Raw genomic sequence first — 26,010 nt, 5'->3', positions numbered from 1 at the left:
CCTACGGGCGGAGCCTCTTACCTGGGTTCGCAGACCATGAAGACGAAGTCGTGCCCCAGCTCCGCCAGGACAGCGTCCTCCGCCGCGAAGCAGCGCTCCACCAGGGCCGCCGTGGCGGGGGTGCCGTCGCGGAAGTTCTGCGCGATGCCGGACAGGGCGACGTGCAGCACCGTCCCGCCGTAAGGGCGTTCCTCCAGTACCTGGTAGCGCTCGCGCAGCGCGGGCAGCAGCCGGGCGGCGTCGACCGCCTCCGAGGGGTCGTCCAGCCGCATCGACAGCAGGCTCGGGCGGACCGCCCTGCGCTTCAGCCGGCCGTCGGCCAGCCTGCGGCGCTCCTCGGGGAGTTCGGCGAGCAGGGCGTCCACCGCGCGCAGCTGGCCGTCCGTCCACTGGAACTTGGTCGGGCCGACGAACTCGTCGACGATCAGCAGCCCGCCGGGGTTGAGCAGCCCGGCGATCAGGTCCATCGTCTCGTCGAGGCGGTCGAAGTGGTGCAGGGACTGGAGGCCCAGCACGATGTCGTACTTCTCGCCGGCCCGCAGCAGTTCGCTGACGTCGGCGGTGCGGAAGCTCAGCACGTCGTCCAAGCCCAGCTGCTTGGCCTGGCCGGTCGCGTACTCGATCCGGTCCGGGGAGATGTCGACCCCGGTGATCTGCTCGAAGGCGCCGGTGCCGGCCCAGATGACCTCGTTGCCGCCGGTGCCGCAGCCGAGCGAGAGCGCGCGCAGGCCGGTGCGGCCGGACAGCCAGGTCCGGGCGACGTGCTCCGGGAAGCCGACCTCCGGGTCACCGCTGGCGAAGGTGTTCCAGCGGCGGACCACCGCCGGGACGGCCCACCACTCCTGCAACGACGGGTCCACCGCGGACCAGTGGGTCACCACCCGCTCGGTGCCGCGCACCCGCACCTTGGAGACCAGCCTGTCCAGCTGTCCCCGGCGCAGTTTGCGGCCGACCCTGAGTGCGTCATGACGGTTGACCAGATTCCCGAACACGTTTCCCTCTCCGAACTTCAGCTGTCCGACCCGCCGAGAACTCTCAGATGCCGCGCAGGCGCCAGGAGCGCCACCAGAGCCGCTCCCGCACCTTGGCCACCACGGCGGTCAGGATCAGCGGTTGCAGGTAGGGCATCACCCGGGCGCCGACCTTCCGGCGCAGCTGGAGGCCGTGGTACTCGGGCAGGCTGCGGTACGCGGGCCAGCACTCGGCGGCGAAGGCGACGAGTTCGGCCTCGGGCACCTCGGCGGTGCGCCCCCGGTCGTAGGCGCGGACGGCCCGCCGCAGTGCGAAGCGGGCCAGCTTGCGGTTGACGGTGTCGGCGAGCCGGGCCGCGTCCGGGAGCCGGTCGGCGCAGCCGGTGACGACGGCGTCGTAGGCGGCCTTGCACTGGCGCAGGTCGTCCATCTGGCCGCCGAACTCGGTGGCGGACATGTTGCCGCCGTGCTTGCGGTAGTACGCCTGGTCGACGCCGCGCAGGTAGCCGACGTCGGCACGCGAGGCGAGCCGCATCCACATCTCGATGTCCCCGGCGTGCGGGAGTTCGGGGTCGTAGCCGCCGGCCTCCTGCTGGAGCGAGGTCCGGACGACCACCTCGGGGGAGGTGATGCAGCCGTGCGCCTCCTTGAACCGGCGTTCCAGCCACCACTTGCCGGGGAACACCGTGGTGCCGCGCAGCTCGGTACGGGCCGGGGGCAGCGGTGAGCCGTGCTGGAAGTGGATCGGGTGGCCGTAGACGAAGCCGACCTCCGGGTGGGCGTCCAGCAGCGCGACCGCCCTGGTCAGCGCGCCGGGGGTGAGGCGGTCGTCCGCCGAGAGCAGCACGGTGTAGTCGCCGTCGGCCCACCCCAGCAGGCCTTCGTTGTAGGTGGCGATGTGCCCCTTGTTGACCTCGTGGACCCGGACCTCGATCCGGGGGTCGCCGGCGGCCAGCTTCAGCGCGGCCTCGGCCGAGTCGTCGGGCGAGCAGTCGTCGATGATCAGGACCCGGACGTCGACGCCCGGCTGCTCGTCCAGCACGCTGCTGACGCAGTCGGCGAGATAGTGCCCGTACTTGTAGCACGGGATCACCACGCTCACGGTGCTCACTACGGTGTCGTCCTTTCGGTGGGGGAGGCGGCGGGCTGTGGGCGGTCCGCCCCCGTCGGTGGACGGGGGCGGACCGGGTCGGACGGGTCGGTCCCGGCTCAGCCGGCGGGCTGGTGCAGGACGGGGGCGGGGGCGGGGGTGAGCGCCCCGGGCTCGACGCCCGGGGTGGCGGTGGTCGGGCCGCCCTGCAGCCCGCCGTTCAGACCGTTGGTGAGGCCGCTGGTCAGGCCGCCGAGGAGTCCTCCGAGCAGGCCGCCGACCGGGTTCAGCACGGAGCTGAGCAGCGGGAGCTGCAGCGAGCCGTTGGTGGCCGGGGCGTTGGAGGGCTTCACGTTGGTGAAGACCGGGTCCACCCAGTAGTTGGTCGAGGTGAAGGTGCTGGTCGGGAAGCCGGTCGACCCGTACCGGTAGATGCCGTTGGCACTGCCGGAGACGTCGGCCGGGGCCCGCATCGGGTAGGAGGAGTAGCCGGAGGTGAAGTAGCCGCCGGTCGCCGAGTAGTGGCCGCTCGGGGCGTAGTACGACACCACGTAGCTGGTGTTGGCGGTGATCGCCACCGGGGTGGCGAAGGTCAGCTGCTGCCAGCCGGAGGCCGTCTCGCCGCTGAAGGTGCCGGTGGCGAGCTGGGTACCGGTGTTGCTCCAGAGCGTCGCGGTGTGGGTGCCGGTGTTGGCGACGGACTTGTAGAAGCGGACCCCGGTGATCCAGCCGTTGATCGCGGAGCTGAAGCGGGTGCCCAGTTCGACGGCGGTCGGGTCACCCGAGTCGATCGAGGCCGGCGCCGTGGCGGAGTTCCACAGCGAGCACGGGCAGGTGACCGTGGGCGGGGTGGCGCTGGTGGTGAACGACCAGGTCAGCGGCGCGCTCATCGGGTTGCCCCACGGGTCGCTGGCCTTCACCGTGGCGGTGTAGCCGGTGTTCAGTGCCAGCTGCCCGGTGGGGCGCAGGGTGGCGGTGGCGGTGGCGCTGTCGTAGCCGACCGTCGCCGGGACGGCGGCGCCGCCCGTCGCGGTCAGGGTGAACTGGAGCGCGGCGGTGTCGATGCTGTGGTTGAAGGTCACCGTCGGCGCCGCGGTGATCGCGACCCCGGTGGCGCCGGCGGCCGGGGTGGACCCGGTCACGGCCGGCGGGGTGGTGGTGTCGCCCGAGGTGTCCAGCACCGCGTCGACCCAGTAGTTCGAGTCGTGGTAGCTGCTGGTCGGGAAGCCGCCGCCGGTGTTGTAGGTGTAGAGCGCGTTGTTGCCGTCGGCTCCGGAGCTGAGCGCCTTGATCGGGTCGATCCCGGCGCCCTTCCCGGTGAAGTAGCCGTCGTCGTAGGAGTAGTGGCCGTTCGGGGCGTAGTAGGAGGCGATGTAGGTGGTGTTCGCCTTGACCGGGACGGGCGTGGCGAACACCAGCTGCTGCCAGCCGGAGGCGGTCTCGCCCGTGAAGGTGCCGGTGGCCAGCCGGGTGCCGTCGGAGCTCCAGAGGCTGCCGGTGTGCGTGCCGGTGTTCAGCGCCGACTTGTAGAACCGCACGCCGGTGATCGAACCGTTCACCGTGGTACGGAACTTGGCGCCGACCTCGATCGCGCCGGCGTCGCCGGAGTCGGTGTGCGCCGGGACGGCGGAGGTCGGCCAGATGGTGCACGGGCACTGCTGCGGACCGACGGTCAGCGGGACGGTGGTGACCGTGCCGGTGATGACGGAGTCGTTCACGCCCCTGACCATGACCTGCGTCGCGCCCTGGGTCATCGGCGTCCAGGTGTACGTCCAGGAGGTGGTGCCGGTGGCGCCCTTCCAGGTGGTGCCGCCGTCGACGGAGACCTCGACCCGGGCCACCTGGCCGCCGCCGAGGTCGAGCGCCGTGCCGGAGACGGTGACGGGCTTGAGCACGGGCACGGTGATGCCCGGCGCCGGTGTGGTCACCACGACCGTGGGGCCGGTGGTCTCGGTCGAGGCGCTCGCCTGGACCAGGCCGGACTGCAGGGTGGTGGGCTGGACGCCCATGTCGGCCAGCAGGTTGACGGTCGCCTGCTGCATCCGGGGGTCCTCGGTGGTGGCGTTGCCCACGTGCAGGGTGTCCAGGCCCCAGGACCACTGGACGGTGCCGGCGCCGAACACCAGGGCGTTGGAGACCGGGTCGCGGTAGAGGGTCGGGCTCTGGGTGGCGACCCCGTTGCCGTAGGTGTTGCCGTTGTCCAGCAGGTAGTTGCCGTCGGTGACCGAGACGGTGGTCGAGGACAGGTCGATCGAGCCCGGGGGCCGCGAACCGTTGTCGATGTCCGAGTCCCACTCGTACCCGAGCGTGCCGGTCGGGAAGGTCGCGACCTGGCCGGCCGGCAGGGTGGCGATCGAGGTGTTCCGCCACATCCGCAGTTTGCCGTAGGCGGCGGGCACGGTCATCGCGTCGTTGCGGTAGCCGTTCACCTGGAACAGCTGGCCGGTCAGGGCGTTCTGCGGTTTGCCGCCGCCGCGTCCGGCCCCCACCGGGTCCATCCAGGTGCCGGTCCACTGCCCGCTCGGGTCGGGCACGCCGTCAACGCCGGGGATCTGCAGCTTGGTCTCCTTGTAGCAGACCAGGGTGCGGTTGGCGGTGCCGCTGCTGTCGATGGCCGGCTCGAAGCGGGTCCGCCAGAACATCTCGTTGCCGGAGAAGAACGCCAGGTCGACCCCGGCCGCCTTGGCCGCCGTGACGTTGTCGCGCTGGGCCTGGTTCCAGTACTCGTCATGCCCGTTGGACATGAAGACCTTGTGGTTCTGGAGCAGCACGCCCTTGGTCGAGACGTCGATGCCGGACAGGTAGCTGACGTCGTACCCGTTCCGCTCCAGCCAGCCGATCATGGCGTACTCGGAGCCGTAGATGCCGTTGTCGGCGCCGATGTCCAGCGGGCGGTTGTAACTCACCTTGTACGCGCGGCCGTCGGGCGCGGGCCCGGAGCCGCCGTAGAGGTTCTGGCCGCCCCAGGTGTTGTAGGCCTGCCAGGTCTCGTCCGAGGTCTGCACGACGACGCTGGAGTGGCTGGACTCGTCGCGGATCACGATCGGGTACGGCATCAGGCCGTTGCCGTCGGTCTGCTCGATGTTGGCGAGGTAGAGGCCGGAGACGGCGTCGCTGGGCACCGTCCAGGTGACGGTGGTGGTCCAGTTGCCGCAGTCCACCAGACCGGTGCTGGCGTCCGAGAGGCAGTTGGGCTGGGTCTTCGCCGGGTAGGTCGCGGTGGGCGAGGCCGGCATCTTGCGGGCCCGGTTGCCCTGGTACCAGCCGAGGCGGTAGATCTCGATCTGGTACGGGACGGGCGACTGCACCTTGAACTCGACGGTGTCGCCCGGCTTGTAGCTCTCGTGGGCGGTGAAGCCCTGGATCTGGCCCCAGGCGTTCGGGGAGTACCAGTCGGAGACCGGGCTTCCCGGCTTGGAGTTCTCGCACGCCACCTTGTTGACGACCGGGGTGGCGCAGGGGTCGGCGGCGTGGGCGGTCGGCGCGGTGAGACCGGTGACCGCCAACAGCAGCGCGATGGCCAGCAGGAACCGGACGAGGCCGCCGGATCCTTGGAGATGTCGTCGGACGAGACTTCCGGTGGGGGACCGCCCCATGGTGTTGCCGATGTTCATGTTCGTTCTACTCCCGATGCTGTGCCAAGGAACTTCAGGACGGCGCCGCGGCCGAACCGGCCCGCGCCGCCGTCCCCGCCGCCGCGCGGAGGAACCGGGCCGGCGCGCCGGCCCACACCTCCTGCGGCGGAACGTCGTGCAGCACCACCGAGCCCATCCCGACCAGCGACCACTCGCCGACCTTGGTGAACTCGCGTACCAGCGCACCCGCCCCGAGGTAGCAGCCCCGGGCCAGCCGGACGCCGCCGCCGAGCCGTACCCCGCTGGCGAGGGTGACCAGTTCGGCCACCTCGGTGTCGTGGGTGAGCACGGTCTGCGGCATCACCGCGACGTGCGCGCCGATCTCGGCCCTGGCGGTGACGACCGCCTGGGCGAGCAGCACGGAGCCGTGGCCCACCTCCGCGCGCCGGGCGACCTGCGCGCTGGGGTGGACCACGGTGGCGTACCGGTCGTCGGGCAGCCGGAGCCGGTCCGCGAGGTCCGAACGGCTGGTGTAGACGCGCGGGTTGACGGTGCAGAGCACCACCTGGGCGCGCGGCAGGTCGTGCACCGCGTCGGCCGGCCCGAGGACCGGCACGCCGTCCACCTGCGTGCCGTGCAGCGCCGGGTTGTCGTCCAGGAAGCCGAGCAGCCGCCAGCGCGCGCCGGCCGCGCGGACGGCCTCGGCGGTCTCCCGCCCGAAGCCGCCCGCGCCGACGATCACCAGGTCCTGGCGGGCCCTGCGCCGGGACCCGGGTGCGACCGGATACCTCACGAGGGCTCCGCCAGCGGCACCAGGGCGCCGCCCCGGGCCAGGCTGAGGGTGGCCGCCTCCAGGATGTCGAGCACCCGCAGGCCGGCCCGGCCGTCCGTGAGCGGCGCCCGGCCCTCCCGGATCGAGGCCGCGAACTCCTCGACCACCCCGCGCAGCGCCTCCTTCTCGCCCAGCGCCGGGGCCACCATCTCGCCGGACCGGTAGCTGACCTGGAGGTCGCGGCGGGTGCCGGCGTCCAGGTCCTCGGGCGCGGTGAGGTCCACACCCCGGTCGAAGAGCGAGATCCGCTGCTGCGGGTTGAGGTCGTCCCAGATCACGGTGCGCTTGGAGCCGCCGACCATGGTGGTGCGCACCTTGGTCGGGGAGAGCCAGTTGACGTGCGCGTGCGCGATGGCGCCGGAGGCGAGCTGCAGGGTCAGGTACGCCACGCAGGACCGGCCGACCCCGATCGGGTCGGCCCCCTGCGCGGCCACCGCGACCGGCCGGTCGGCCTCGGGCAGCACGAAGTCCAGGATGGACAGGTCGTGCGGCGCGAGGTCCCAGAGCACGTCCACGTCCCGCTGGACCAGCCCGAGGTTGATCCGCACCGAGTCCACGTACTGGATGTCGCCGAGCTCCCCGGCCCGGACCAGCTCGCGGATCCGGGTGACGGCCGGGGTGTAGCAGTAGGTGTGGTCGCACATCAGCACCAGGCCGCGCCGCTCGGCCTCCTCGACCAGCACCCGCCCCTCGGCGCCGGTCGCCGCGAGCGGCTTCTCCACCAGCACGTGCTTGCCGGCCCGCAGCGCGGCCAGCGCGACCTCCAGGTGGGTGCCCGCCGGGGTGGCGACGGCCACGGCCGCCACCTCCGGGTCGGCGAGCACGGCGGCGTAGTCGTCGGTGGCGGTCACCGTCGAGTACTCGCCCAGCACCCGCTCGGCGCGGGTGATGTCCAGGTCGCACACCCAGCGCAGCTGGAACTCGGACGAGGCCTGGAAGTTGCGGACCAGGTTCGGCCCCCAGTACCCGGCCCCGACCACGGCGAGCCCCAGGGGGGTCGTTCCTACGCCTGTCACGGTGTGCGGTCCCTTCGAAGATGCCGATGAGTGCGGTGGATCCGGCGGTGGGTCCGACGGATCGTCATGTGGTGCTGAGGTCATGTCAGTAGGCGCCCTTGCCCCGGGCCACCGCGCCGGTGGTGCGCAGCAGGATCAGCGCGTCCAGGGAGTGCGACCAGTTGTCGACGTAGGAGAGGTCGAGCCTGACGGCTTCGTGCCAGGGCAGGTCGGACCGGCCGCTGACCTGCCACAGCCCGGTCAGACCGGGTTTCACCAGCAGCCGCCGGCGGGTCACCTCGTCGTAGTCGAGGGTCTCCTCCGGCAGCGGCGGTCTGGGGCCCACCAGGGACATGTGTCCGGCCAGCACGTTGATCAACTGCGGCAGCTCGTCCAGCGAGTAGCGCCGCAGGAACCGCCCGAGCGCGGTGGTCCTGGGGTCCTTGCGGACCTTGAACAGCGGGCCCTCGGTGTTCAGGTTCAGCTCCGCCAGCTCCGTCCGGAGGGACTCGGCGTTGTGCAGCATGGTGCGGAACTTGAACATGGTGAACGGTTCGCCGTCGAGACCGACCCGGCGCTGCTGGAAGAACGCCGGCCCGGGGCTGCTGAACCGGACCAGGACGGCCAGCACCAGCAGCAGCGGGGTGAGCAGGAGCAGCCCCAGGGCGGCCAGCAGCCGGTCCAGGATCTCCTTGGGCAGCCGGGCCGCGCCGGAGCGGGCCGGTGCCCGGACGTGGACCATCGGCACGCCGCCGACGGTCCGGACGGTCAGCCGGGAGGCCGCCACGTCGCCGAGCATCGGGCCGAGCAGCAGCTCGACGCCCTCGCCGTGCAGCGCCCAGCCGAGCCGGCGCATCGCCAGCTCGTCCAGCGCCGGGTCCGGCAGCACCACCGCCAGCTCGGCGCCGGTGCGGCGGACGGCGGACAGGATGTTGTCCGGGCCGCCGAAGACCGGCAGTTTCGGATCGGCCGCCGGGCCCAGCGTCGGCCGGGCGGTGTAGCAGGCCCCGACCAGGCGCAGTCCGCGCGCGGCCCGGCCGGCCAGTGAGGCGGCGAAGGTGTCGACCGCGTCCGGATGGCCGACCACGAGCACCCGGCGGGGTTCGTCGGCGGCCCCCAGCCGGCCCCGCAGGGCGGCGCGCAGCGCCGAGGTCAGCGCGGCCGCGCCGGCCAGGCCGAGTACGGCGTCGTGGACCAGCCGGTCCTGCCCGAGCACCAGCTCGGAGCCGAGGACGGCCAGCGCGCCGAGGGCCAGGGCGGCCCGGGCTATGCGCCGGTGGTCCTCCGATCCGTAACCTAACTGCCGCTTGCCGTAAGCCCGTACGACGAGCAGTGCGGCCGGCCACAGCAGCGGCAGGAGGGTGAAGACCTCCGACCGACCGTGGCACAGGTAGACGACGAACGAGGCGGTGGCCGCAGACATCACGTCCGCCACGATCAGTTTGAGTAGATGGTCATGCTGCCACTTCCTGCGCAGTTCGCGCGGTGTGACGACATTACGCATTTTGTCCGGATATGCGGCCGATTCGACGGCCATGCTGCCCCCCAGCCGGTGCGCCCGACGATTGTTGTCCATACGTGAACAGCGAGCGTCAGGCTCCGATATCCCCCACCAGAGCCCCGACTTGCCCGCATCGCACCCCACGCGATCCCCAGGAAGCAAGGTAGCGGCCCGACCGGGCTCGGGGCGGACAAACCACAAACAATCTCTACAACTATGTGGGTGTCCGGTGGAGAGCGGACCGGAGGATTCAACATGCGCCCGGCCGGGGCCCCGCCGCACGCCGGGCGCACGCCGTCGGCCCGAGGCCGGCGGCCCGATCGGCGAATCTCCTGACCAGAGTGCCTCCGCCGTCGCATACTTGGCCCCGCACCACCCACGACCGGCCGGTAGCGACGGGCCGGTGCGGGCGCACCGAGGGGTTTCGATGGGGTCTGCGACAGTCGCAGTGATTGTGGTCACCTGGAACAGTGCGGAGGTACTGCCCGGACTGCTGGCCTCCCTGGAGGACGGACTGAAGGGCGTGGACTGGCACCTGACGGTGGCCGACAACGCCTCGTCGGACCGGACACTGACGGTCCTTCAGGAGACCGTCCCGGCCGCCACGACGGTGCAGACCGGCTACAACGCGGGCTACGCCGCCGCGATCAACGCCGCGCTGGCCCGGCTGGAGCCGTGCACCGCCGTCCTGATCCTCAACCCCGACATCCGGCTGGCCCCGGGCTGCGTCGCCGCCATGCTCGCGCGGCTGGACGAGCCGGGCACCGGCATCGTGGTGCCCCGGCTGACCGGCGAGGGCGGCGAACTGACGCACTCGCTGCGCCGCGAGCCCGCCGTGCTGCGCGCCTTCGGCGAGGCGCTGCTCGGCAACCGGCGGGCCGGGCGTTACCCGAGGCTCGGCGAGATCGTGACGGCCGAGGACGCCTACCGCACCGCCGGCACCGCCGACTGGGCCACCGGCGCCGCGATGCTGGTCTCCTGGGCGTGCGTACGGGCCTGCGGGCCCTGGGACGAGTCGTTCTTCCTCTACTCCGAGGAGACCGAGTACGCGCTGCGCGCCCGCGACCTGGGCTTCAGCACCCGGCTCGCCCCCGAGGCCGAAGCCGTCCACCTGGAGGGCGACTCGGAGGTCTCCCCCCGGCTGTGGACGCTGCTCACCCTCAACAAGGTGCGCCTGTACCGCCGCCGTCACGGGCTGCCCGCCGCCGCGCTGTTCTGGGCCGCCACCCTGCTGCGCGAGCTCTCGCGCGGGCTGCTCGGCCACCGCCGCAGCCGCCGGGCCGCAGCCGCGCTGCTGAGCCCGTCCCGGCTGCGCACCCGCCCGACCGCCGAGAACCTGGCCTGACCGTGTACCTCTCCTCCAGCCGGAGCACACCACTGGGCCGGGCCTCCGGCGCCACCCGCCGGGTGGCCGCGAACGTGGTGATGCTGGGCCTGGTCAGCCTGCTGACCGACATCTCCTCCGAGATGGTCTCCTCGGTGCTGCCGCTGTACTACACCTCGGTCCTCGGGCTCAGCATGCTCCAGACCGGCTTCCTGGACGGCCTGTTCAACGGCGCCTCGGTCTTCCTGCGACTGGCCGGCGCCCACCTCGCCGACCGCTTCCGGGCCCGCAAGCCCGTCGCCGTCGCCGGGTACGCGCTGTCCGCGCTGTGCAAGCTCGGCCTGCCCGCCGCCGGTGCCTCGCTGGCCGGACTCAGCACCGTGCTGGCCGTCGACCGCAGCGGCAAGGGCCTGCGGACGGCGCCGCGCGACGCGCTGATATCGCTCTCCAGCACCCCCGAGACCCAGGGCCGGGCCTTCGGGGTGCACCGGATGATGGACACCGCCGGCGCCTTCTGCGGGCCGCTGGCCGCCTTCGCCCTGCTGTCGGTGGTCGCCACCGCCTACGACGCGGTCTTCGTGGCGAGCTTCTGCGTGGCCGTCCTGGGCGTGCTGGTGCTGCTGCTCTTCGTCCGCGACCGCCGGGAGCCCGCCGCGCCCGGCCGCCCGGCCGTCACCCTGGGCGCCGGCCTCGGCCTGCTGCGCGACGCCGCCTTCCGCCGGACCTGCCTGTTCGTCACCCTGCTGGAGACCGCGACCATCAGCGACGCTTTCGTCTACCTGACGCTCCAGCGGCAGGACGACCTGGCGGCCCGCTGGTTCCCGCTGCTGGCGCTCGGCACCGCCGCGCCGTACCTGCTGCTGTCGCTGCCGCTCGGGGCGCTGGCCGACCGGGTCGGGCCCTGGCGGCTCTACCTCGGCGGGCACCTGTGCTTCCTGCTGGTGCTGGCCCTGCTCGCGGGCTCGCACAGCGGGCCACTGGCCCTCGTCCTGGTGCTCGGCCTGCACGGCACCTTCTACGCGGCGACCGACGCCCCGCTGATGGCCCACGCGGCCCGGCTGCTGCCCGACCACGCCCGCACCTCCGGCTTCGCGGTGATGCAGAGCCTCCAGGCGCTGGGGATGTTCGCGTCCTCGCTGCTCTTCGGCCTCGCGTACCGGCTCCAGGGGCCGCACTGGACGCTGGCGGCGTTCGGGACGGGGCTGCTGGCCTGTCTGACGGTCGCCGCCGTGCTGACGAAGAGAGGAAGCGCGTGACCGACACACCGGAGACCCCGCTGATCACCCGGGGCCGCCTGACCGCCTTCGCCGCGGCCTTCGTGCTGCTCGCCGCCCTCGGCATCGGCTACGGCGTGCACGCCGCCCACCGGCAGGACGTGCTGACCCACCAGGGGCCGGGCGCCGCGCCCGCCGCGCAGGACCTCGACCTCACCGGCGCCACCGGCGAGATCCTGTTCCGGGACACCGAACCCGGCCCGGGCTACGGCTTCCTGGCCACCGTCCGGCGCTCCGACCCGGCCGGCCCGCGCACGGTGGGCCGGACCTCCTGCGAGCGGGTCTACGCGGCGGCCGGCACCGTGGTCTGCCTGAGTACCGAGTACGGCGCCATCCCGAGCCACCACGTGCGGATCCTCGACTCCACGCTGGGGCAGCTGCGCGAGATCGACCTCGGCGCCGGGGCCCCCAACCGTGCCCGGATCTCGGCGGACGGCCGGATGGCCTCCTGGACGGTCTTCACCTCCGGCGACTCGTACGCCGCCAACACCTTCTCCACCCGCACCTCGATCCTGGACGTCCGCACCGGCGCCCTGACCCCGACGCTGGAGGACTTCGACGTCCTGAAGGACGGCAAGCCGTACCGGCCGGTGGACCGCAACTTCTGGGGCGTCACCTTCGCCTCGGACGACAACACGTTCTACGCCACCATGTCCCCGATCAGCACCGGGAAGACCTACCTGGTCCGGGGCGACCTCGCCCAGCACCGGCTGACGGTCCTGCGGGAGAACGTGGAGTGCCCCTCGCTCTCGCCCGACGGCACCCGGATCGCCTTCAAGAAGCGGGTCTCGGGCAGCACCACCAACCCCTGGCGGCTGGCCGTCCTCGACCTGGCCGACAACCGGGAGACGCTGCTCGCCGAGACCCGCAGCGTGGACGACCAGGCGGCCTGGCTCGACGACTCCACCGTCGCCTACGCGCTGCCCGCCGCCCAGCGCACCGGCTCCGACCTGTGGACCGTCCCCGCCGACGGCACCGGCGCACCCGCCCTCCTGTTGCACGGAGGCTTCTCACCCGCCCCGCTCACCACCGGAAAGCAGTAGCCCGATGACCCCCGACCCCTGCGTCGCCCGCGCCCGGGACATGTACGCCCGCGACCTGACCTGCCAGAGCCTCGGCATCGCCCTCGACGAGGTCGCACCCGGCCGGGCCACCGTCAGCATGCGGGTGGCCGCGACGATGGTGAACGGGCACGGGACGGCCCACGGCGGCTACCTGTTCCTGCTGGCCGACGCGGCGTTCGCGTACGCCTGCAACACCCACGGACCGGCCACGGTGGCCCAGAGCGCCCAGGTGACCTTCCTGCAACCCTGCGCGGTGGACGACGAGTTGATCGCCGAGGCGGCCGAGAGGACCAGGTACGGCCGGTACGGGATCTACGACGTGACGGTCCGTAGGCCGGAGGGGCCGATCGTCGCGGAGTTCCGCGGCCACAGCGTCATGCTCTCGGGCCGGCCGCCGGAGCCCCGGGAGCTCTGAGCGGACCCGGCGGCGGAGCCGTCCCGGCCTCCCCTTACTCTTGGCGTGATCACGCCCGGCGCTGCCGATTCGCGCCTGCCGCTCCAGGAGGAGAGTTGATGGAAGACCAGGGTGCCGCACCCCGGCGCGCCGACGCCGGGCTCGGACGCCGGCGCTTCCTGGGGTACGTGGTGGCGGCTCCGACGCTGCTGGTGGCCGCGCAGCTCGGGGAGGCCGTGCTCGCCCCGACACCGGCCGCCGCGGCCGTCCCGTCCCTGCCGGAGCCGGCCGACCTGTACGACCTGACCGACCTGCTCACCGACGCGACACTGCCCACCTCGGGTCTGATCAGCGTGCAGCTGAACGCCGACGGCACCGCGGCCTTCGCCCTGCCGCGCGCCGAGGTGGGCCAGGGCATCACCACCTCCACCGCGATGCTGATCGCCGAGGAGCTGGACCTGCCGGTCTCCCAGGTCAGGGTCACCCTCGCCGACGCCCGGCCGGAGCTGCTGTTCAACCAGTTCACCGGGGCGTCCAGCACCACCGTCTCCACCTACACGCCGGTCCGGGTGGCCGCCGCCATCGCCCGCGAGCGCCTGCTGGCCGCGGCGGCCGCCCGCTTCGGCGTCCCCGCCTCGACGCTGACCACGGCCGCCGGGGTGGTCAGCACACCCGACGGGCGGCGGGCCGGCTACGGCGAGCTGGCGGCCGCCGCCGCCAGCACGACCACGATCCAGGTCGGCGTGGCCCTGAAGCAGCCGGCCGACTTCAAGGTGATCGGGACGGCGCAGCCGCGCGTCGACGCACTGGACATCGTGACCGGCCGCAAGCAGTTCGCGATGGACCTCTCGGTACCCGGCGCGCTGCCGACCATGGTCTGCCGGCCGCCGACGATCAACGGCACGCCGCTGTCCGTCCAGAACCTGGCGGCCGTCCGGGCGATGCCCGGCGTCACCGACATCGCCACCGTCTCCACCGGCGTCGCCGTCCGCGCCGCCACCTTCGGGCAGTGCATCGACGCCGTCCGGGCGCTCCAGGTGACCTGGGGCCCGGGCACCGAGGACGGCTCCTCCGACGCCACCGTGCTGGCGGAGCTGAAGGCGGCCGGACTGCCCTTCGCCGTCCCGCCGGTGAACCTGCTCGCGCACACCGTCGACTCCACCTTCACCTTCGCGTTCGCCAGCAACAGCGCGCTGGAGCCCAACTGCGCCATCGCCGACGTCCGCCCCGGCCGGGCCGAGATCTGGGCCTCGCTGAAGACGCCGATCGCCGCCCAGGGCGCGATCGCCGCCAAGCTGGGCCTGCTCCCCGGCGCCGTCACCGTCCATGTCACCCAGGGCGGCGGCTCGTTCGGCCGCAAGCTGTTCTTCGACGCGGCCCTGGAGGCCGCCGAGATCTCGCAGCTGATGGGCAAGCCGGTCAAGCTGATGTGGCACCGCACCGACGAGTTCCGCCAGGGCCGCACCCACCCGATGTCCGTCTCCCGGGTGCGGGCGACCCACGCGCTGGGCCAGGTGCTCAGCTTCGAGCAGCGGCACGCCTCGGTGGCCACCGACTTCAGCCACGGCCTGGGCGAGGTGATCACCGCCCTGGTCGCCAAACTGCCGGTCGGCGACATCGGGTTCTCCGAGACGATCTTCGAGCTGACGCAGCAGACGCCGTACAACTTCGGCCTCACCAGCCAGCTGCTCAGCGAGGTGGACAAGGGCTTCAACACCGGCAGCATGCGCGGCATCTACTCCCCCAACGTCCGCTGCGCGCAGGAGCTGGTGGTCGACCAGCTGGCCGCCGCGCTGGGGCAGGACCCGTACCGGTTCCGCAGCCAGTCCCTCAAGGACCCGCGCGCGCGGGCGGTCCTCGACAAGGTGGCCGAACTCGGCTCCTGGGGGCGGCCGATGCCCGCCGGCACCGCCCAGGGGATCGCCCTGCACCCCGAGTACCACAGCATGGTCGCCGTCCTCGTCGAGATCGACTGCACCCCGGCGGCCACCGGACGGCGGATCCCCGACGCCTGGACCGGCCCGCGCGTCACCAAGGTCGTCTGCGCCGTGGACGCCGGCCTCGTGGTCAACCCGCTCGGGCTCCAGGCACAGATGCTGGGCGGCATCACGGACGGCATCGCGCTGGCCCTCACCTCCGGCCTGCACCTGGCCAACGGTGTCTTCCAGGAAGGCAGTTGGGACAACTACTTCTACACCCGGCAGTGGAACACCCCGCCGGACGTGCAGATCGTGGTGCTGCCGGCCACCGGCGACACCCCCGGCGGCGCCGGAGAGCTGGCGGTCGGCGCGGCGATGGCCGCGGTGGCCTGCGCCTACGGCCGGGCCACCGGGACAATGCCGACCGACTTCCCGATCAACCACGCGGCCCCGCTGGCCTTCGACCCGCTGCCGACCACCCCGCCCGTCCCGCAGTCCCCCGTCGACGGCCTGACCCGCGCCTACTAGAACCCCTCAGGAGCCGAACCGTGCCCCACCACACCTTCATTCTCAACGGCTCGCCGGTCTCGGTGGACGTCGAGGACGACGTCCGGCTGCTGTGGGTGCTGCGCGACGTCCTCGGCGTCACCGGCCCCAAGTACGGCTGCGGGCTGGGCGTCTGCCAGGCCTGCACCAGCCACCTCAACGGCAAGGCGTTCAACCCCTGCTCGGTCCCGGTCGGCGCCCTCCAGCCCACCGACCAGGTCACCACCATCGAGGGGCTGCCCGCCACCGTCGGCAAGGACCTGCACCCGATGCAGGAGGCCTGGCTGGCGTACGACGTCGCCCAGTGCGGCTACTGCCAGCCCGGCCAGATCATGGCCGCCGTCGCCAAGGTCCACCAGGCCCGCGCCGCCGGCCACGAGATCGGCGACGCCGACTTCGACGAGATCCGCAACATCTGCCGCTGCGGCACGTACTTCCGCATCCGCGAGGCCATCACGGCCGGAGCGAAGAACTTCTGAGGCTCCGCCGACGGGCTCCGCCGGGAACACTGCTCCAGGGGCCCGGGGACCTGCGCGAGGCGGTCGGCGCGGCAGCGTCACTCCCGGATGCGCGCAGGTCCCCGCGCCCCTGTCGGGGTGGGCCGCTCCTGGGCGGGTACCTGGGCGCCGTGCCGTCAGCGGTGCCGCTCCCACCACTCGCGGCCGGATTCCGGCAGGGTGGGGATCGGGTCGTAGAACGGGTAGCGGCGGCCGAGCCCGGCCGCCCGGGCCGGGCCGTCGAGCTCCGGGCCGACCGGGGAGTTCTTCGTCCAGTAGGAGATGCCGAGTTCGCGGTCGTAGTCGACCGCCTGGTGCACCCAGCGCTTGCCGACGTACGGCACGTCGCAGACGATCCGCGGCGTCGCGTACCCGGGCAGCTGCCCCATCACCGCCTCCTGGAGCCGCTGGGCCTCGTGGACGGGGATCCGCCAGTGCTCGGCGTTGGGGATCATGTCGCACAGGTAGAAGTAGTACGGCAGGATGTTGGCCTCCCCCTGGAGGGCGAAGCAGAGGTCCAGCAGGTCGGCGGCGCTCGCGTTCACCCCGCGCATCAGGACGCCCTGGTTGCGGACGTCCCGGACCCCGACGTCCAGCATCGCCCGGGCCGCCTCCGCGACCAGCGGCGTCACCGACTGCACGTGGTTGGCGTGGGTGTGCACCGAGAGGTTCACCGCCCGCCGGGAGGCGACACCCGCCACCCGGGCCATCCCGGCCCGGACCGCGGGTTGCAGCCAGTGCTGCGGCAGCCCGACCAGCGCCTTGGTGGCGAGCCGGATGTCCCGCACCGAAGGCAGTTCCAGCAGCCGGAGCAGGAACGACTCCAACTGCGGCCAGGGCACGTTGGCGAGGTCGCCGCCGGAGACCACCACGTCCCGGACGCCCGGCGTGCGTTTGAGGTAGTCGAGGATCTGCTCCTGCCGCTCGCGCGGGCGGAGTGTGAGCCGGGCCTTGGCGACCTGCGGGGTGGAGTTGCCCACCAGGTCCATCCGGGTGCAGTGACCGCAGTACTGCGGGCAGGTGGCGACCAGCTCGGCCAGCACCTTGGTCGGATAGCGCCGGGTGAGGCCCTCCACCACCCACATCTCGGTCTCGTGCAGCGAGTCCCGCGCGGCCCGGGGGTGGCTCGGCCAGTGCGGATCGCGGTCGGACCGCACCGGCAGCAGGTAGCGCCGGACCGGGTCCGCGAGGAACGCCTCGGTGAAGGCCCCCGGGGCGTCCGGTGCACCGGGGGCGACGGTGTTCAGCATCTGCGGCGGGACGAGCATCGACATGCCGGCGAACTGCACGCGGTCGGCGGCCAGTTCGGCGTAGAAGTGCTCGCTCAGCCGGTCCCCGAGCACGACCCTCAACTGCCGGGCGTTCTTCACCGAGTGCGCCCGCTGCCACTGCGGGTCGCGCCACTGGGCCACCGTGACGTCCCGCCAGCCGGGCAGCCGCCGCCAGTCCGGCTCGACCAGAGCCGTCCGGGCGTACACGTACGGCTGCCCTTCGGTGTCCCCGGTCATCGGTCCGGGCTGTCCGTGAACAGGGTCGCGAACCTGGCCCGCAGCTCCCGCTTCAGCACCTTGCCGGTCGGCCCGAGCGGGAGGTCCTCCGGCTCGACGGCGATGCTCACCGCCGCGAGCTGGGCCAGGCCGGCGGCGGCCAGTGCCTTGTTGGCCGCCGCCCGGACGTCCTCCGCCGCCCGGCCCCGGGCGGCCGCCTGCAACCGGACCACCGCGATCGGGCACTGGCCCTCCCCGGCCGGGCCGGGGATGCCGACCACCGAGCAGTCCTGCACCAGCTCCGCGCAGTCGGCGAGCAGCACCTCCTCGATCGGCAGGCTGTAGGCGGGCCCGGCCACGGTGTCGATCACGTCGGCCGTCCGGTCGAGGTGGTAGAAGCTGCCCTGGGCGTCCCGGCGGGCCATATCACCGGTGAGCCAGTAACCGGCCAGTTCGAAGGAGCTGGTCAGCTCCGGGTCCTGCCAGTAACCGGGCGTACGGGAGGGGGACTTGACGCCCAGCAGGCCGACCGTGCCGTCGGGCAGCTCCACGCCGTTCACGTCCAGCACGGCGGCCTTGGTCACCACCTCCAGCGGCTTGCCCACGCACCGGTCGTTGCGCTCGCTCTCCGGCGTGGTGACCTGGCCGAACAGCGCCATCCCCATCTCCGAGGAGCCCAGGCCGTCGATGAACTGCGAACCCAGCAGGGCTGGTTGTCCGGCGGCCTGCTTCGGCAGCAGCCAGGGCCTGATCAGACCGGCCGGCCGCTCACCGAGCCGGACCAGCCGCCTGATGTGCCCGTAGTGCGCCGAGTCGCCGGTGTTGAACCAGGAGTGCACCTTCGCGGCCCCCGTCACCGGCAGCTCCCCGGTCGCCAACTCGACCAGCGTGCGCGGGAAGGACGCCACCATGGTCGGCTGGAAGACCTCCATCACCGGCTCCACCACGGCGCGCCGCCAGTCGCCCATCACCACGGTCGGCAGGCCCAACAGCGTCGCGGTCAGGAAGTAGCTCAACCCGCCCGCGTGGGTGTGCGGCATCAGCGACATCAGCCGGTCGTACGGCTCCGCCGGGAAGCGGACCATCCTCGGCTGCTTGCCGTCCCAGAACTGCCGGTGCGCCAGCATGGTCGCCTTGGGCGTGCCGGTCGTCCCCGAGGAGTGGATCAGAGCCACCAGGTCCTCGGGGGCGTGCCGGTACGGGTACCCCTCCGGCAGCGCGTCCGGACCGGCGTCGTACGCCTGTACCTCGGCGGCCGACGCGATGAAGCGCGGGCGGAGCGCGGGGTCGGCCCGGTAGCCGGCGGCCAACCGGACGGGATCGTCGGCGACGATGCCGACCACCCCGACGTGGTCCAGGTAGCGGGCCATGGTGTCGGTGCGCATCGCGTCGTTGACCATCGCCGGGATCGCCCCGAGCGCGGTCAGCGCCAGGAAGTGCAGCAGCGGTTCCAGCCCCTCGCGGACCACGACGGCCACCGGCTCGCCCGGGCGCACACCGTGCGCCCGGTACCACTTGGCGTACCTGTCGCGCAGTTCGGCCAGGTCGAGCAGGCTGTGACCGCGCAGCAGCACCGCACCCCGGTGGTCGCGGTGGTGGCTGTACAGGTACGGCACCGCGCGGCCCGGGTTCAGCGCGATGGCGTGGTCGAGGAAGTTGCCGGCACCCAGGTCGGGTTCGGTCATCAGCTGCTGTCGGACGGCGAGCGGCGCGAGCGGGGTTCTCCCGCCGGGCGTGCTGTCACTCATGGGGGGTCTCCCGACTGGATCGGTACGGCTGGATCGGTGGCTCTGGAACGCCGGTGTACGGCTGTTGCGGGTGTACGGCTGTTGCCGGTGTACGGCTGTTGCGGGTGTACGGCTGTGGCGGGTGCGCGCCCGGGGAAGGTGTGAGCCCGGCTCAGTAGGTGGCGAGGAGTTCCGCGACGGCCCGGCGGCCCGAGCGGATCGCACCCTCCATCAGCCCGAAGTACTCGGTGCTGGTCTCGGTGCCGGCCCAGTGCACCCGCCGGTGCGGGGTGGTCAGCCGGGGTCCGTGCCGCAGCCACTCGCCGGGCCCGAGGAGCGCCGCGTAACAGCCCTTGCTGTACTCCTCGTTGACCCAGTCCGTGACGTGGAAGCCGATCGGCTCGGGCAGGTGCGGGAAGAGCCGCCCGGCCTGGGCGACGGCGAGTGCACGCTGCTCGGCAGCGGGGCGGGCGGCGAACCGGTGCGCCTCGCCGCCGGTGACGAACCCGGTGAGCACGCCGACCCCGCCCGCGTCGGGCGAGTCGTCCACCGTGGAGAGCAGCGGCCCTTCGGAGTTGACCGACCACCCCGACAGGCCCTCGGCACGCCAGAGCGGTGCCGGATAGACCAGGTGCACCTTGACCGCGCAGCCGCGCGCCGTCCGTTCACCGGCCCGGCGGTGCGACGGAGAGGGCCGGTGATCGACGGCGTCCGCGAGCGCCGGCGGCACCGCGACCACCACGGCGTCGACCCGGACACTGCCGTCCGCCGTCCGCACGGTGACCCCGGCCTCGTCCTGGTGGATCGCCCGCACCGGGGACGAGAGCCTTACCCGGTCGCCCAGTTCGGCGGCCAGCCGCTCGCAGAGCTGGTGCGCGCCACCGGCGATCCGGTCCTGCTGCGCGCCGCCCTCGAACGCGTTGAGATAGCGGAGGCCGCCGCCCGAGCGCAGGTAGAAGGCCATGTGCAGGACGGACACGTCGGCGGGGTCGGCAGCCATCATCTCGCCCAGGAAGAGCGGGAAGAACAGCCGCGCGTCCGGGTGGGTGAGGTGCCGGTCGGCCCACTGCCCGGCGGTGACGGCGTCCAGCGCGGCGGCGTCGGGGGTGAGCCAGGGGGCCTCGGGGCGGACGGCGGCGGTCAGCTCGTCCAGCAGGTCGAACATCCGGCCCAGCGCGACGGCGTCCAGCGGCGGGAAGCGTCCGGGCCTGGTCCGGCCGCCCGCTCCGCCGAGCGTGAACCGGCTGGCCCCGGCCGTCGTGGCCGGGGTGGTCTTCAGCCCCAACTCGGCGACCAGTGAGTGCACTTCGGTGTGCCGGTCGCCCAGGTACGCCGCACCGGCGTCCACCCAGCTGCCGGGTGCGACCTCGATGCCCCTGGTCCGGCCGCCGACCCGGTCCCGGGCTTCGAACACCGTGACCTCGGCGCCCTGCGCCGCAAGCCCGGTCGCTGCCGTGAGCCCGGCCAGCCCGGCACCCACCACGGCCGCCCTCATGACGCCGAGCACCCGATCCTCGCGGCCAGCGCCTCCGGCGTCGGCGCGAGCAGGAAGTCCTCGAAGGACAGCTCAGGCCCGTACTCGCGGGCGACGGCGCTCAGCACCCGGGTGGCGAGCAGCGAGTCACCGCCCAGCGCGAAGAAGTCGGAGCCGGGTGCGACCTCCGCGGTCTCCAGCACCCGACGGAAGATGTCGGTGACACCGTCAACGCTCATCGTTGGTCTCCTTGGCCCGGGCGCGGGCCGTTGTCGCGTGTCGCCGGTGCGACCCCGCCCGGTCGACTTTTCCGCTCGCGGTGTGGGCGAGCTCGGGGACGACGGTGATCCGGCCGGGGACGAGGTGGCCGGGGACCCGGGTCCGCAGGTGGGCGAGAACGTCGGCGGCCAGGGTCCCTGGGTCGGCGTGCGGTCGCGGCACGACGTACGCGACCAGGGTGGTGCGGTCCGCGACGGTGACGGCGGCCACCGCCACGGCGCCGACGCCGGGGTGGCCCAGGATCTGCGCCTCGACCTCGGCCGGGTCGACCCGGACGCCCCGTACCTTGACCTCCTGGTCGAGCCTGCCCCGGTGGACGAGCAGCCCGTCCGGGGAGCGGGCGACGCGGTCGCCGGTGCGGAAGTACCGGGCGGCGCCGTCCCCGCTGCCGACGGTGACGAACCGTGCCTCGGTCGCCGTCGGCAGGCCCCGGTAGCCGAGCGCCACCGCCGGTCCGCCGATGAGCAACTCGCCCTCTCCGCCGATGCGTTCCAGGACGTGCGGGAGCGGCCGGCCGATCGGCACCCCGGCCGACAGGTCCCAGTGCGGGGCCCGCGGGCCGTGCAGGTCGACGGCGTGGGTGACCAGCGTCGTCTCGGTGCAGCCGTAGGTGTTGACCAGCCGGACGCGTCCGGTGTCCAGGGCGCACCAGTCGGCCAGCCGGTCCGGGCCGACGGCCTCGCCGCCGATGACCAGCAGCCTGACGCAGGAGGGCAGTTCGGCCCGGCTCTCGGTCAGGTGGCGGACGAGTTCGTGCCAGAAGGCCGTCGGCAGGTCCAGTACCGTGATCCGCTCGCGCTCGACCATCCGCAGGAACCGGGGGAACGAGCCCGAGTGCGCCTCGTCGTCGAAGACCACCGCAGCGCCGGTGGTGAGCGCGGGCAGGATCTCCTCGAAGCAGGTGTCCCAGTTGAGCGAGGCGAACTGGAGCACGCGGTCGACCGGGGTGAGACCGAACAGGTCGCGCAGCGAGCACACGGCGGCCGAGACCGCCCGGCGCGGGGTGACCACCGGCTTGGGCTCACCGGTGGAGCCTGAGGTGAACAGCAGGTAGGCCGGTTCCGCACCCGACGGCGTCGGCATTCCGGCGAGTTCTCCGGGCGCGGCCGGGCCGGATTCCCCGGCCGGCTCGGCCCGGCATTGTGCGGCGTCCAGCATCGTCCGCTGCCGCGCCGCCGGAAATACCGGGTCGATCGGGCAATACGTGCCCCCCGCCTTCAGGACGGCAAGTAACGACACAATGACTCTCGGCGTATGCGTGACGGACACCCCCACCACTCCCGGCCGGGGGCCGAGCCGGAGCGCCTCCTCGGCGACCATCCCACCGAGCCTGGCGTAGGTCAGTACCTGCCCGTGGCGGACGACCGCCGGGCGGTCCGGATATCGCCGGACAACTCCCATGAACGCGTCAACCAAGTCGGCGGCGACGCCATTGTTCCCTGAAATTCCCGCCTCCAAGAATGCTCGTGAGGATGTCCCCCGGCTGTCCTCCTGTGCGGCGATTCCGGACTCTACCCTTCGAACGTTCATGCCCACAACGGAAGTTGCCGTGGCAGTTCCAGCGACTTTTCAGCATGTCCACAAAGTCAACACACGGAATTGAATGGGCATCGACACAATTCCCGATTTCAGGAACCGGCTCCCCCCGCCGTCGGCCCGAATACCCCCGGGGGCCCGCCGGCCCGGCTCCGTGCGCCCGGCCAGGCCCTGTCGAACTCCTTGACAGAACAGGTCAACATGTCTAGCTTCTGGACAGAACTTCAAACTATGTAAGGCGTCAGAGGAGCGGCTCATGACCACGACCGAGGAACGTGCCCGCAGCCGGCAGCGCACGGCGGAGCGACTGCTGGCATCCACGGCGAAGCTGTCCTTCGACCCGCTCAAGGACATCGACTGGTCCGTACTGCCGGACGAGGGCCGGTACTACTCCCCGCCGCACCGCCTCTCGCTCTACGGAACCCCGGCCTGGGACAAGTTGACGGAGAGTCAGCGGATCGAGCTGAGCAAGCACGAGATCGCGAGCATCGCCAGCGTGGGCATCTGGTTCGAGGAGATCCTGATGCAGATGCTGCTGCGGCACGCCTTCGACCGCGACCCGACCAGCGCCCACGTGCAGTACGCCCTCACCGAGATCGCCGACGAGTGCCGGCACTCGGTGATGTTCGCCAAGATGATCTCCTGGATGGGCGTCCCCGCGTACGGCCCCGGACGCCTGGCCCACCAGCTCGGGCGGGTGTTCAAGGCCACCTCCTCACACAGCCAGACCTTCGGCGGCACGATGTACGTCGAGGAGATCCTCGACGCCTTCCAGCGCGAGGCGATGGCGGACGAGACGCTCCAGGCACTGACCCGCCAGGTCTCCCGGATCCACGTCATCGAGGAGTCCCGGCACATCCGTTACGCCCGCGAGGAACTGGTCAGGCGGGATCTCGGCCCGCTACGGCGCCGCTACGAGCGGCTGATGATCGGCACGATCATCTACTTCGCCACCACCCGCCTGATCCACCCCGCCCTCTACGCCGCCGTCGGCGTGGACCCGCGCGAGGGCCGCCGGATCGCCCGCGCCAACCCGCACTGGCGCGCCACCAAGAAGGAGATGGCGGCCAAGGTGATCGGCGTCCTCGACCAGGCCGGGCTGGTCGGCCGGAGCAACCGGTGGCTGCTGCGGGGGGCGGGCGTGCTTTAGCGGCTCCGCCTCTGGGTCCGCGAGCGGGGGGCTGCCACGGCGGGAGGCGGGTACGTGCGGCGCCGTTGCTTCCAGGGTCGCGCAGTTCCCCGCGCCCTTGAAGTGGAGCCGAAGCGTTGAGGGGGGCTGCCACGGCGGGAGGCGGGTACGTGCGGCGCCGTTGCTTCCGGGGTCGCGCAGTTCCCCGCGCCCCTTGAAGTGGACCCGAAGCGTTGAGGGGAGGCGGTGGGGAGGGTCGTGGGATGGCTAGGCTGGGGCGATGGCAAGGTTCAGAGAGACGGTCCGCTCGCTCCTGCGGGAGCGGCTGCTCGATGCCGCGTACGACCTGGTCGCGGCGGACGGGTTCGACCGGCTGCGGATGACCCAGCTGGCGACGGCGGCCGGGGTGAGCAGGCAGACCGTCTACACCGAGTTCGGGTCCAAGGACGCCGTGGGTGCGGCCCTGTTCCAACGGGAGCTCGAACGCTGCCTGTTGGGCATCCAGCAGAACCTGGACGCCCACCGCGGCGACCTGCGGGCCGCCACCGAGGCGGCCGTCGGCTTCACCCTGCGGCTGGCCGCCGACAACCCGCTCGCCAAGGCGATGCTGACCAGCGCGGGCAGCCACGAGGACGGGCTGCTCTCCTATCTGACCACCCGCTCCGAGACCGCCTTCGGCACCGCCACCGGCATGCTCAACGCCTACATCGAGGACGTCTGGCCCGCCGTCGACCTCTACTCCCGCGACCTCGCGGTCGACGCCGTCATCCGGCTGACGGCCAGTTGCATCGTGCAGGCCGCCGCCCCGGCGGAGGAGTCGGCCCGCCGGATCGCCGAGATCGTCGCCCGGATCACGCTACCGCCGGGGGTCTGACGGCCGTTGCAGCACGGTGATGCCGTCCTGCTCGGCGACCGTCAGGTACCCGGCGGCCCGGTAGGCGTCGAGCATCCGGGCCGTCACCGCGGCGGCGCACGGCGTCTTGACGGTGGGGTCGGTGCGGTCGGCGACCACCCAGTCGGGCGGCGCGGCGGCGTACGGGCCGTCCTCCCGGCAGACCAGGCTCACGGTGGTGCGGTGGACCAGCAGGGGCGCGAGCCGGTTGCTCGAAGCGACCGAGACGCCGTCCGGGATCCGGTCCAGCAGGGCGTGCGCCGTCCGGACGTGGGCGGAGGTCCGCCAGGTCGAGGGCAGCACCAGATCGTGCAGCGGGTAGACGACGGTGCTGAGCACGGCGAAGGCCGCGCACCCCGCCAGGGTCCGCTTCAGCCGGACCGCCGAGCGGAGCTCCGGGCGGCGTCCGAGCACCTCGACCAGACCCGCGAAGATGATCGGCATCAGCACCGCACTGTAGTGGTAACTCGGCTGCCAGTAATGGACGTTGTCGGCGAGCAGCCGCCAGCACAGGGTGGGCAGGCAGAGCAGGGTGAGCGGCGAGCGGAGCCCGACGAAGGCGGTCGGCGCGGCCAGCATGGCGAGCAGCAGCCACTTCACCGGCGGCCAGCCGAGCCTGAGCGGCAGCAGCACGGCGGCGCCGGTGGACGGCGCCGAGCCGGCCGCGCCGGGCAGTTGGTGCCAGTAGTCGAAGACCCCGTGCGGATTGGCCAGGGGCAGCAGGACGGCCATCTCCAGCAGCGTCCCGGCCAGTCCCAGGACGGCCACGGCCAGCCCCAGGTGCCAGGTGCGCCGGCTGCGCCGCCCGTGCCAGGCCACGTACGCGCCGACGGCCGCCACCGTCAGCCCGAGGTCCTCCTTCACCAGCAGCAGCGGCAGCACCCAGAGCACGGCGGCCCGCCAGCGCCGCCCGGCCAGCGCCTCCACGGCGAAGGCCAGCAGCGGCACCGCGAAGCAGATCTCGTGGAAGTCGAACGCGACCGCCGAGACGATCCCCCAGGAGCAGCCGGCCGCGCAGCCGATCACCAGCCCGGCGACCGGACCGGCCGTCCGGTGGGCCCAGCGGGTCAGCGGCAGGCAGGCCAGTGCCATCAGCGCGGCCTGGGCCACCAGCAGGGTCACCGGCGTGGGGAAGACCCGGTACGCGGGGGCCAGCAGGGCGAGCACGGGGTGGAAGTGGTCGCCGAGGAGGTTGTAGCCCGGGCCCTTCAGTTCGGCGATCGGCGCCCGGCCGTGCGCGTAGGCGCGGACGGCCTGCTCGAAGATGCCCAGGTCGTACCCGGCGCTGAGCATCCGTTCGTGCCGGCGCACCGACAGCAGCGTGTACAGCGCGAAGAACAGCCCGGTGACGGCGAGGGCCATCCGCTGCGGTCCCGGCCAGGTTCGCGGCCAGGTTCGCGGGCGGCGGTCCGGGCCGGAACCGGACCGCGCGCGGAACGCGGTCCGGGCGGCCGGGCGGGCGGCGACCGGTCGGCCGACCTGGTTGTCGATCATCTGCACACCA

The 26,010-nt window shown here is 72.6% G+C and carries 20 protein-coding genes and 1 pseudogene; 8 read left to right on the top strand and 13 right to left on the bottom strand.

Features of this window, described 5'->3' with window-relative positions; genetic code table 11:
- Positions 1 to 17: 17 nt before the first annotated feature.
- From ABD330_RS22775 to ABD330_RS22750, 6 genes are all read right to left on the bottom strand, one after another.
- Positions 18 to 992, bottom strand: a complete 975-nt coding sequence (locus ABD330_RS22775) for a class I SAM-dependent methyltransferase (RefSeq protein WP_344467800.1) — start codon at positions 990 to 992, stop codon at positions 18 to 20.
- A gap of 43 nt (positions 993 to 1,035) precedes the next feature.
- On the bottom strand, positions 1,036 to 2,082 hold the full coding sequence (locus ABD330_RS22770; RefSeq protein ID WP_344467799.1) for a glycosyltransferase family 2 protein: 1,047 nt from the start codon (positions 2,080 to 2,082) through the stop codon (positions 1,036 to 1,038).
- A gap of 98 nt (positions 2,083 to 2,180) precedes the next feature.
- On the bottom strand, positions 2,181 to 5,675 hold the full coding sequence (locus ABD330_RS22765; RefSeq protein WP_344467798.1) for a DUF4082 domain-containing protein: 3,495 nt from the start codon (positions 5,673 to 5,675) through the stop codon (positions 2,181 to 2,183).
- 34 nt (positions 5,676 to 5,709) lie between these two features.
- Positions 5,710 to 6,429: an acetyltransferase gene (locus ABD330_RS22760; RefSeq protein WP_344467797.1), complete on the bottom strand. Its 720-nt coding sequence runs from the start codon at positions 6,427 to 6,429 to the stop codon at positions 5,710 to 5,712.
- Positions 6,426 to 7,484 (bottom strand): Gfo/Idh/MocA family protein, encoded by a 1,059-nt coding sequence (locus tag ABD330_RS22755; protein WP_344467796.1) that lies wholly within the window; start codon positions 7,482 to 7,484, stop codon positions 6,426 to 6,428. Before ABD330_RS22755 ends, ABD330_RS22760 begins: the two co-directional genes overlap by 4 nt.
- 85 nt (positions 7,485 to 7,569) lie before the next feature.
- On the bottom strand, positions 7,570 to 8,967 hold the full coding sequence (locus tag ABD330_RS22750; RefSeq protein WP_344467795.1) for an exopolysaccharide biosynthesis polyprenyl glycosylphosphotransferase: 1,398 nt from the start codon (positions 8,965 to 8,967) through the stop codon (positions 7,570 to 7,572).
- Positions 8,968 to 9,391: 424 nt separating this feature from the next.
- Between ABD330_RS22750 and ABD330_RS22745 the strand changes: the two genes are divergently transcribed.
- The 6 genes from ABD330_RS22745 to ABD330_RS22720 all read left to right on the top strand — a co-directional run bounded on the left by ABD330_RS22745 (position 9,392) and on the right by ABD330_RS22720 (position 15,964).
- Positions 9,392 to 10,309, top strand: coding sequence for a glycosyltransferase (locus tag ABD330_RS22745; protein WP_344467794.1), 918 nt, complete (start codon positions 9,392 to 9,394; stop codon positions 10,307 to 10,309).
- A 2-nt stretch (positions 10,310 to 10,311) separates the two neighbouring features.
- Positions 10,312 to 11,544, top strand: a complete 1,233-nt coding sequence (locus ABD330_RS22740) for an MFS transporter (RefSeq protein ID WP_344467793.1) — start codon at positions 10,312 to 10,314, stop codon at positions 11,542 to 11,544.
- Positions 11,541 to 12,605, top strand: a complete 1,065-nt coding sequence (locus ABD330_RS22735) for a TolB family protein (RefSeq protein ID WP_344467792.1) — start codon at positions 11,541 to 11,543, stop codon at positions 12,603 to 12,605. Before ABD330_RS22740 ends, ABD330_RS22735 begins: the two co-directional genes overlap by 4 nt.
- Before the next feature lie 4 nt (positions 12,606 to 12,609).
- Positions 12,610 to 13,041 (top strand): hydroxyphenylacetyl-CoA thioesterase PaaI, encoded by a 432-nt coding sequence (gene paaI, locus ABD330_RS22730; protein WP_344467791.1) that lies wholly within the window; start codon positions 12,610 to 12,612, stop codon positions 13,039 to 13,041.
- Positions 13,042 to 13,139: 98 nt separating this feature from the next.
- On the top strand, positions 13,140 to 15,467 hold the full coding sequence (locus ABD330_RS22725; RefSeq protein ID WP_344467790.1) for a molybdopterin cofactor-binding domain-containing protein: 2,328 nt from the start codon (positions 13,140 to 13,142) through the stop codon (positions 15,465 to 15,467).
- Positions 15,468 to 15,487: 20 nt separating this feature from the next.
- Positions 15,488 to 15,964 (top strand): (2Fe-2S)-binding protein, encoded by a 477-nt coding sequence (locus ABD330_RS22720; protein ID WP_344467789.1) that lies wholly within the window; start codon positions 15,488 to 15,490, stop codon positions 15,962 to 15,964.
- A 155-nt stretch (positions 15,965 to 16,119) separates the two neighbouring features.
- Here ABD330_RS22720 and ABD330_RS22715 read toward each other — a convergent pair whose 3' ends face one another.
- The 6 genes and pseudogenes from ABD330_RS22715 to ABD330_RS32520 all read right to left on the bottom strand — a co-directional run.
- Positions 16,120 to 17,490 (bottom strand): KamA family radical SAM protein, encoded by a 1,371-nt coding sequence (locus tag ABD330_RS22715; protein ID WP_344467788.1) that lies wholly within the window; start codon positions 17,488 to 17,490, stop codon positions 16,120 to 16,122.
- The gene (locus ABD330_RS22710; protein ID WP_344467787.1) at positions 17,487 to 19,217 is read right to left on the bottom strand and encodes a class I adenylate-forming enzyme family protein; all 1,731 of its coding nucleotides are present in this window, start codon (positions 19,215 to 19,217) and stop codon (positions 17,487 to 17,489) included. The genes ABD330_RS22715 and ABD330_RS22710 overlap by 4 nt, the downstream gene beginning before the upstream one ends.
- A 151-nt stretch (positions 19,218 to 19,368) precedes the next feature.
- On the bottom strand, positions 19,369 to 20,691 hold the full coding sequence (locus tag ABD330_RS22705) for a flavin monoamine oxidase family protein (RefSeq protein ID WP_344467786.1): 1,323 nt from the start codon (positions 20,689 to 20,691) through the stop codon (positions 19,369 to 19,371).
- On the bottom strand, positions 20,688 to 20,909 hold the full coding sequence (locus ABD330_RS22700; protein ID WP_344467785.1) for an acyl carrier protein: 222 nt from the start codon (positions 20,907 to 20,909) through the stop codon (positions 20,688 to 20,690). The genes ABD330_RS22705 and ABD330_RS22700 overlap by 4 nt, the downstream gene beginning before the upstream one ends.
- Entirely contained in the window at positions 20,899 to 22,032 is a 1,134-nt protein-coding gene (locus ABD330_RS22695) for an AMP-binding protein (RefSeq protein ID WP_425555612.1), read from the bottom strand. Before ABD330_RS22695 ends, ABD330_RS22700 begins: the two co-directional genes overlap by 11 nt.
- Before the next feature lie 60 nt (positions 22,033 to 22,092).
- A pseudogene (locus ABD330_RS32520) lies at positions 22,093 to 22,350 on the bottom strand (AMP-binding protein); the annotation flags it as partial.
- A 391-nt stretch (positions 22,351 to 22,741) separates the two neighbouring features.
- Here ABD330_RS32520 and ABD330_RS22690 point away from each other — a divergent pair.
- Complete coding sequence (locus tag ABD330_RS22690; RefSeq protein ID WP_344467784.1) at positions 22,742 to 23,635, top strand: AurF N-oxygenase family protein; 894 nt, start codon at positions 22,742 to 22,744, stop codon at positions 23,633 to 23,635.
- 259 nt (positions 23,636 to 23,894) lie between these two features.
- Entirely contained in the window at positions 23,895 to 24,488 is a 594-nt protein-coding gene (locus ABD330_RS22685; protein WP_344467783.1) for a TetR/AcrR family transcriptional regulator, read from the top strand.
- On the opposite strand, the gene ABD330_RS22680 is transcribed toward ABD330_RS22685, so the two are convergent.
- Complete coding sequence (locus ABD330_RS22680) at positions 24,471 to 26,000, bottom strand: DUF2079 domain-containing protein (protein ID WP_344467782.1); 1,530 nt, start codon at positions 25,998 to 26,000, stop codon at positions 24,471 to 24,473. The genes ABD330_RS22685 and ABD330_RS22680 overlap by 18 nt on opposite strands.
- Positions 26,001 to 26,010 lie beyond the last annotated feature (10 nt).

The organism is Kitasatospora kazusensis, assembly GCF_039529945.1.
GTDB lineage: Bacteria > Actinomycetota > Actinomycetes > Streptomycetales > Streptomycetaceae > Kitasatospora > Kitasatospora kazusensis.
Note: the sequence above shows the minus strand (reverse complement) of the source record. Positions and strands in the feature narration are given on the sequence as shown.

Bases quoted from the DNA above. Each gene is read 5' to 3' on its own strand.
- ABD330_RS22765 (WP_344467798.1), bottom strand. From the start codon at position 5,675: ATGAACATCGGCAACACCATGGGGCGGTCCCCCACCGGAAGTCTCGTC.
- ABD330_RS22750 (WP_344467795.1), bottom strand. From the start codon at position 8,967: ATGCGTAATGTCGTCACACCGCGCGAACTGCGCAGGAAGTGGCAGCAT.
- ABD330_RS22745 (WP_344467794.1), top strand. From the start codon at position 9,392: ATGGGGTCTGCGACAGTCGCAGTGATTGTGGTCACCTGGAACAGTGCG.
- paaI (WP_344467791.1), top strand. From the start codon at position 12,610: ATGACCCCCGACCCCTGCGTCGCCCGCGCCCGGGACATGTACGCCCGC.
- ABD330_RS22725 (WP_344467790.1), top strand. From the start codon at position 13,140: ATGGAAGACCAGGGTGCCGCACCCCGGCGCGCCGACGCCGGGCTCGGA.
- ABD330_RS22715 (WP_344467788.1), bottom strand. From the start codon at position 17,490: ATGACCGGGGACACCGAAGGGCAGCCGTACGTGTACGCCCGGACGGCT.
- ABD330_RS22710 (WP_344467787.1), bottom strand. From the start codon at position 19,217: ATGAGTGACAGCACGCCCGGCGGGAGAACCCCGCTCGCGCCGCTCGCC.
- ABD330_RS22705 (WP_344467786.1), bottom strand. From the start codon at position 20,691: ATGAGGGCGGCCGTGGTGGGTGCCGGGCTGGCCGGGCTCACGGCAGCG.
- ABD330_RS22700 (WP_344467785.1), bottom strand. From the start codon at position 20,909: ATGAGCGTTGACGGTGTCACCGACATCTTCCGTCGGGTGCTGGAGACC.
- ABD330_RS22695 (WP_425555612.1), bottom strand. From the start codon at position 22,032: ATGCCGACGCCGTCGGGTGCGGAACCGGCCTACCTGCTGTTCACCTCA.
- ABD330_RS22690 (WP_344467784.1), top strand. From the start codon at position 22,742: ATGACCACGACCGAGGAACGTGCCCGCAGCCGGCAGCGCACGGCGGAG.
- ABD330_RS22685 (WP_344467783.1), top strand. From the start codon at position 23,895: ATGGCAAGGTTCAGAGAGACGGTCCGCTCGCTCCTGCGGGAGCGGCTG.
- ABD330_RS22680 (WP_344467782.1), bottom strand. From the start codon at position 26,000: ATGATCGACAACCAGGTCGGCCGACCGGTCGCCGCCCGCCCGGCCGCC.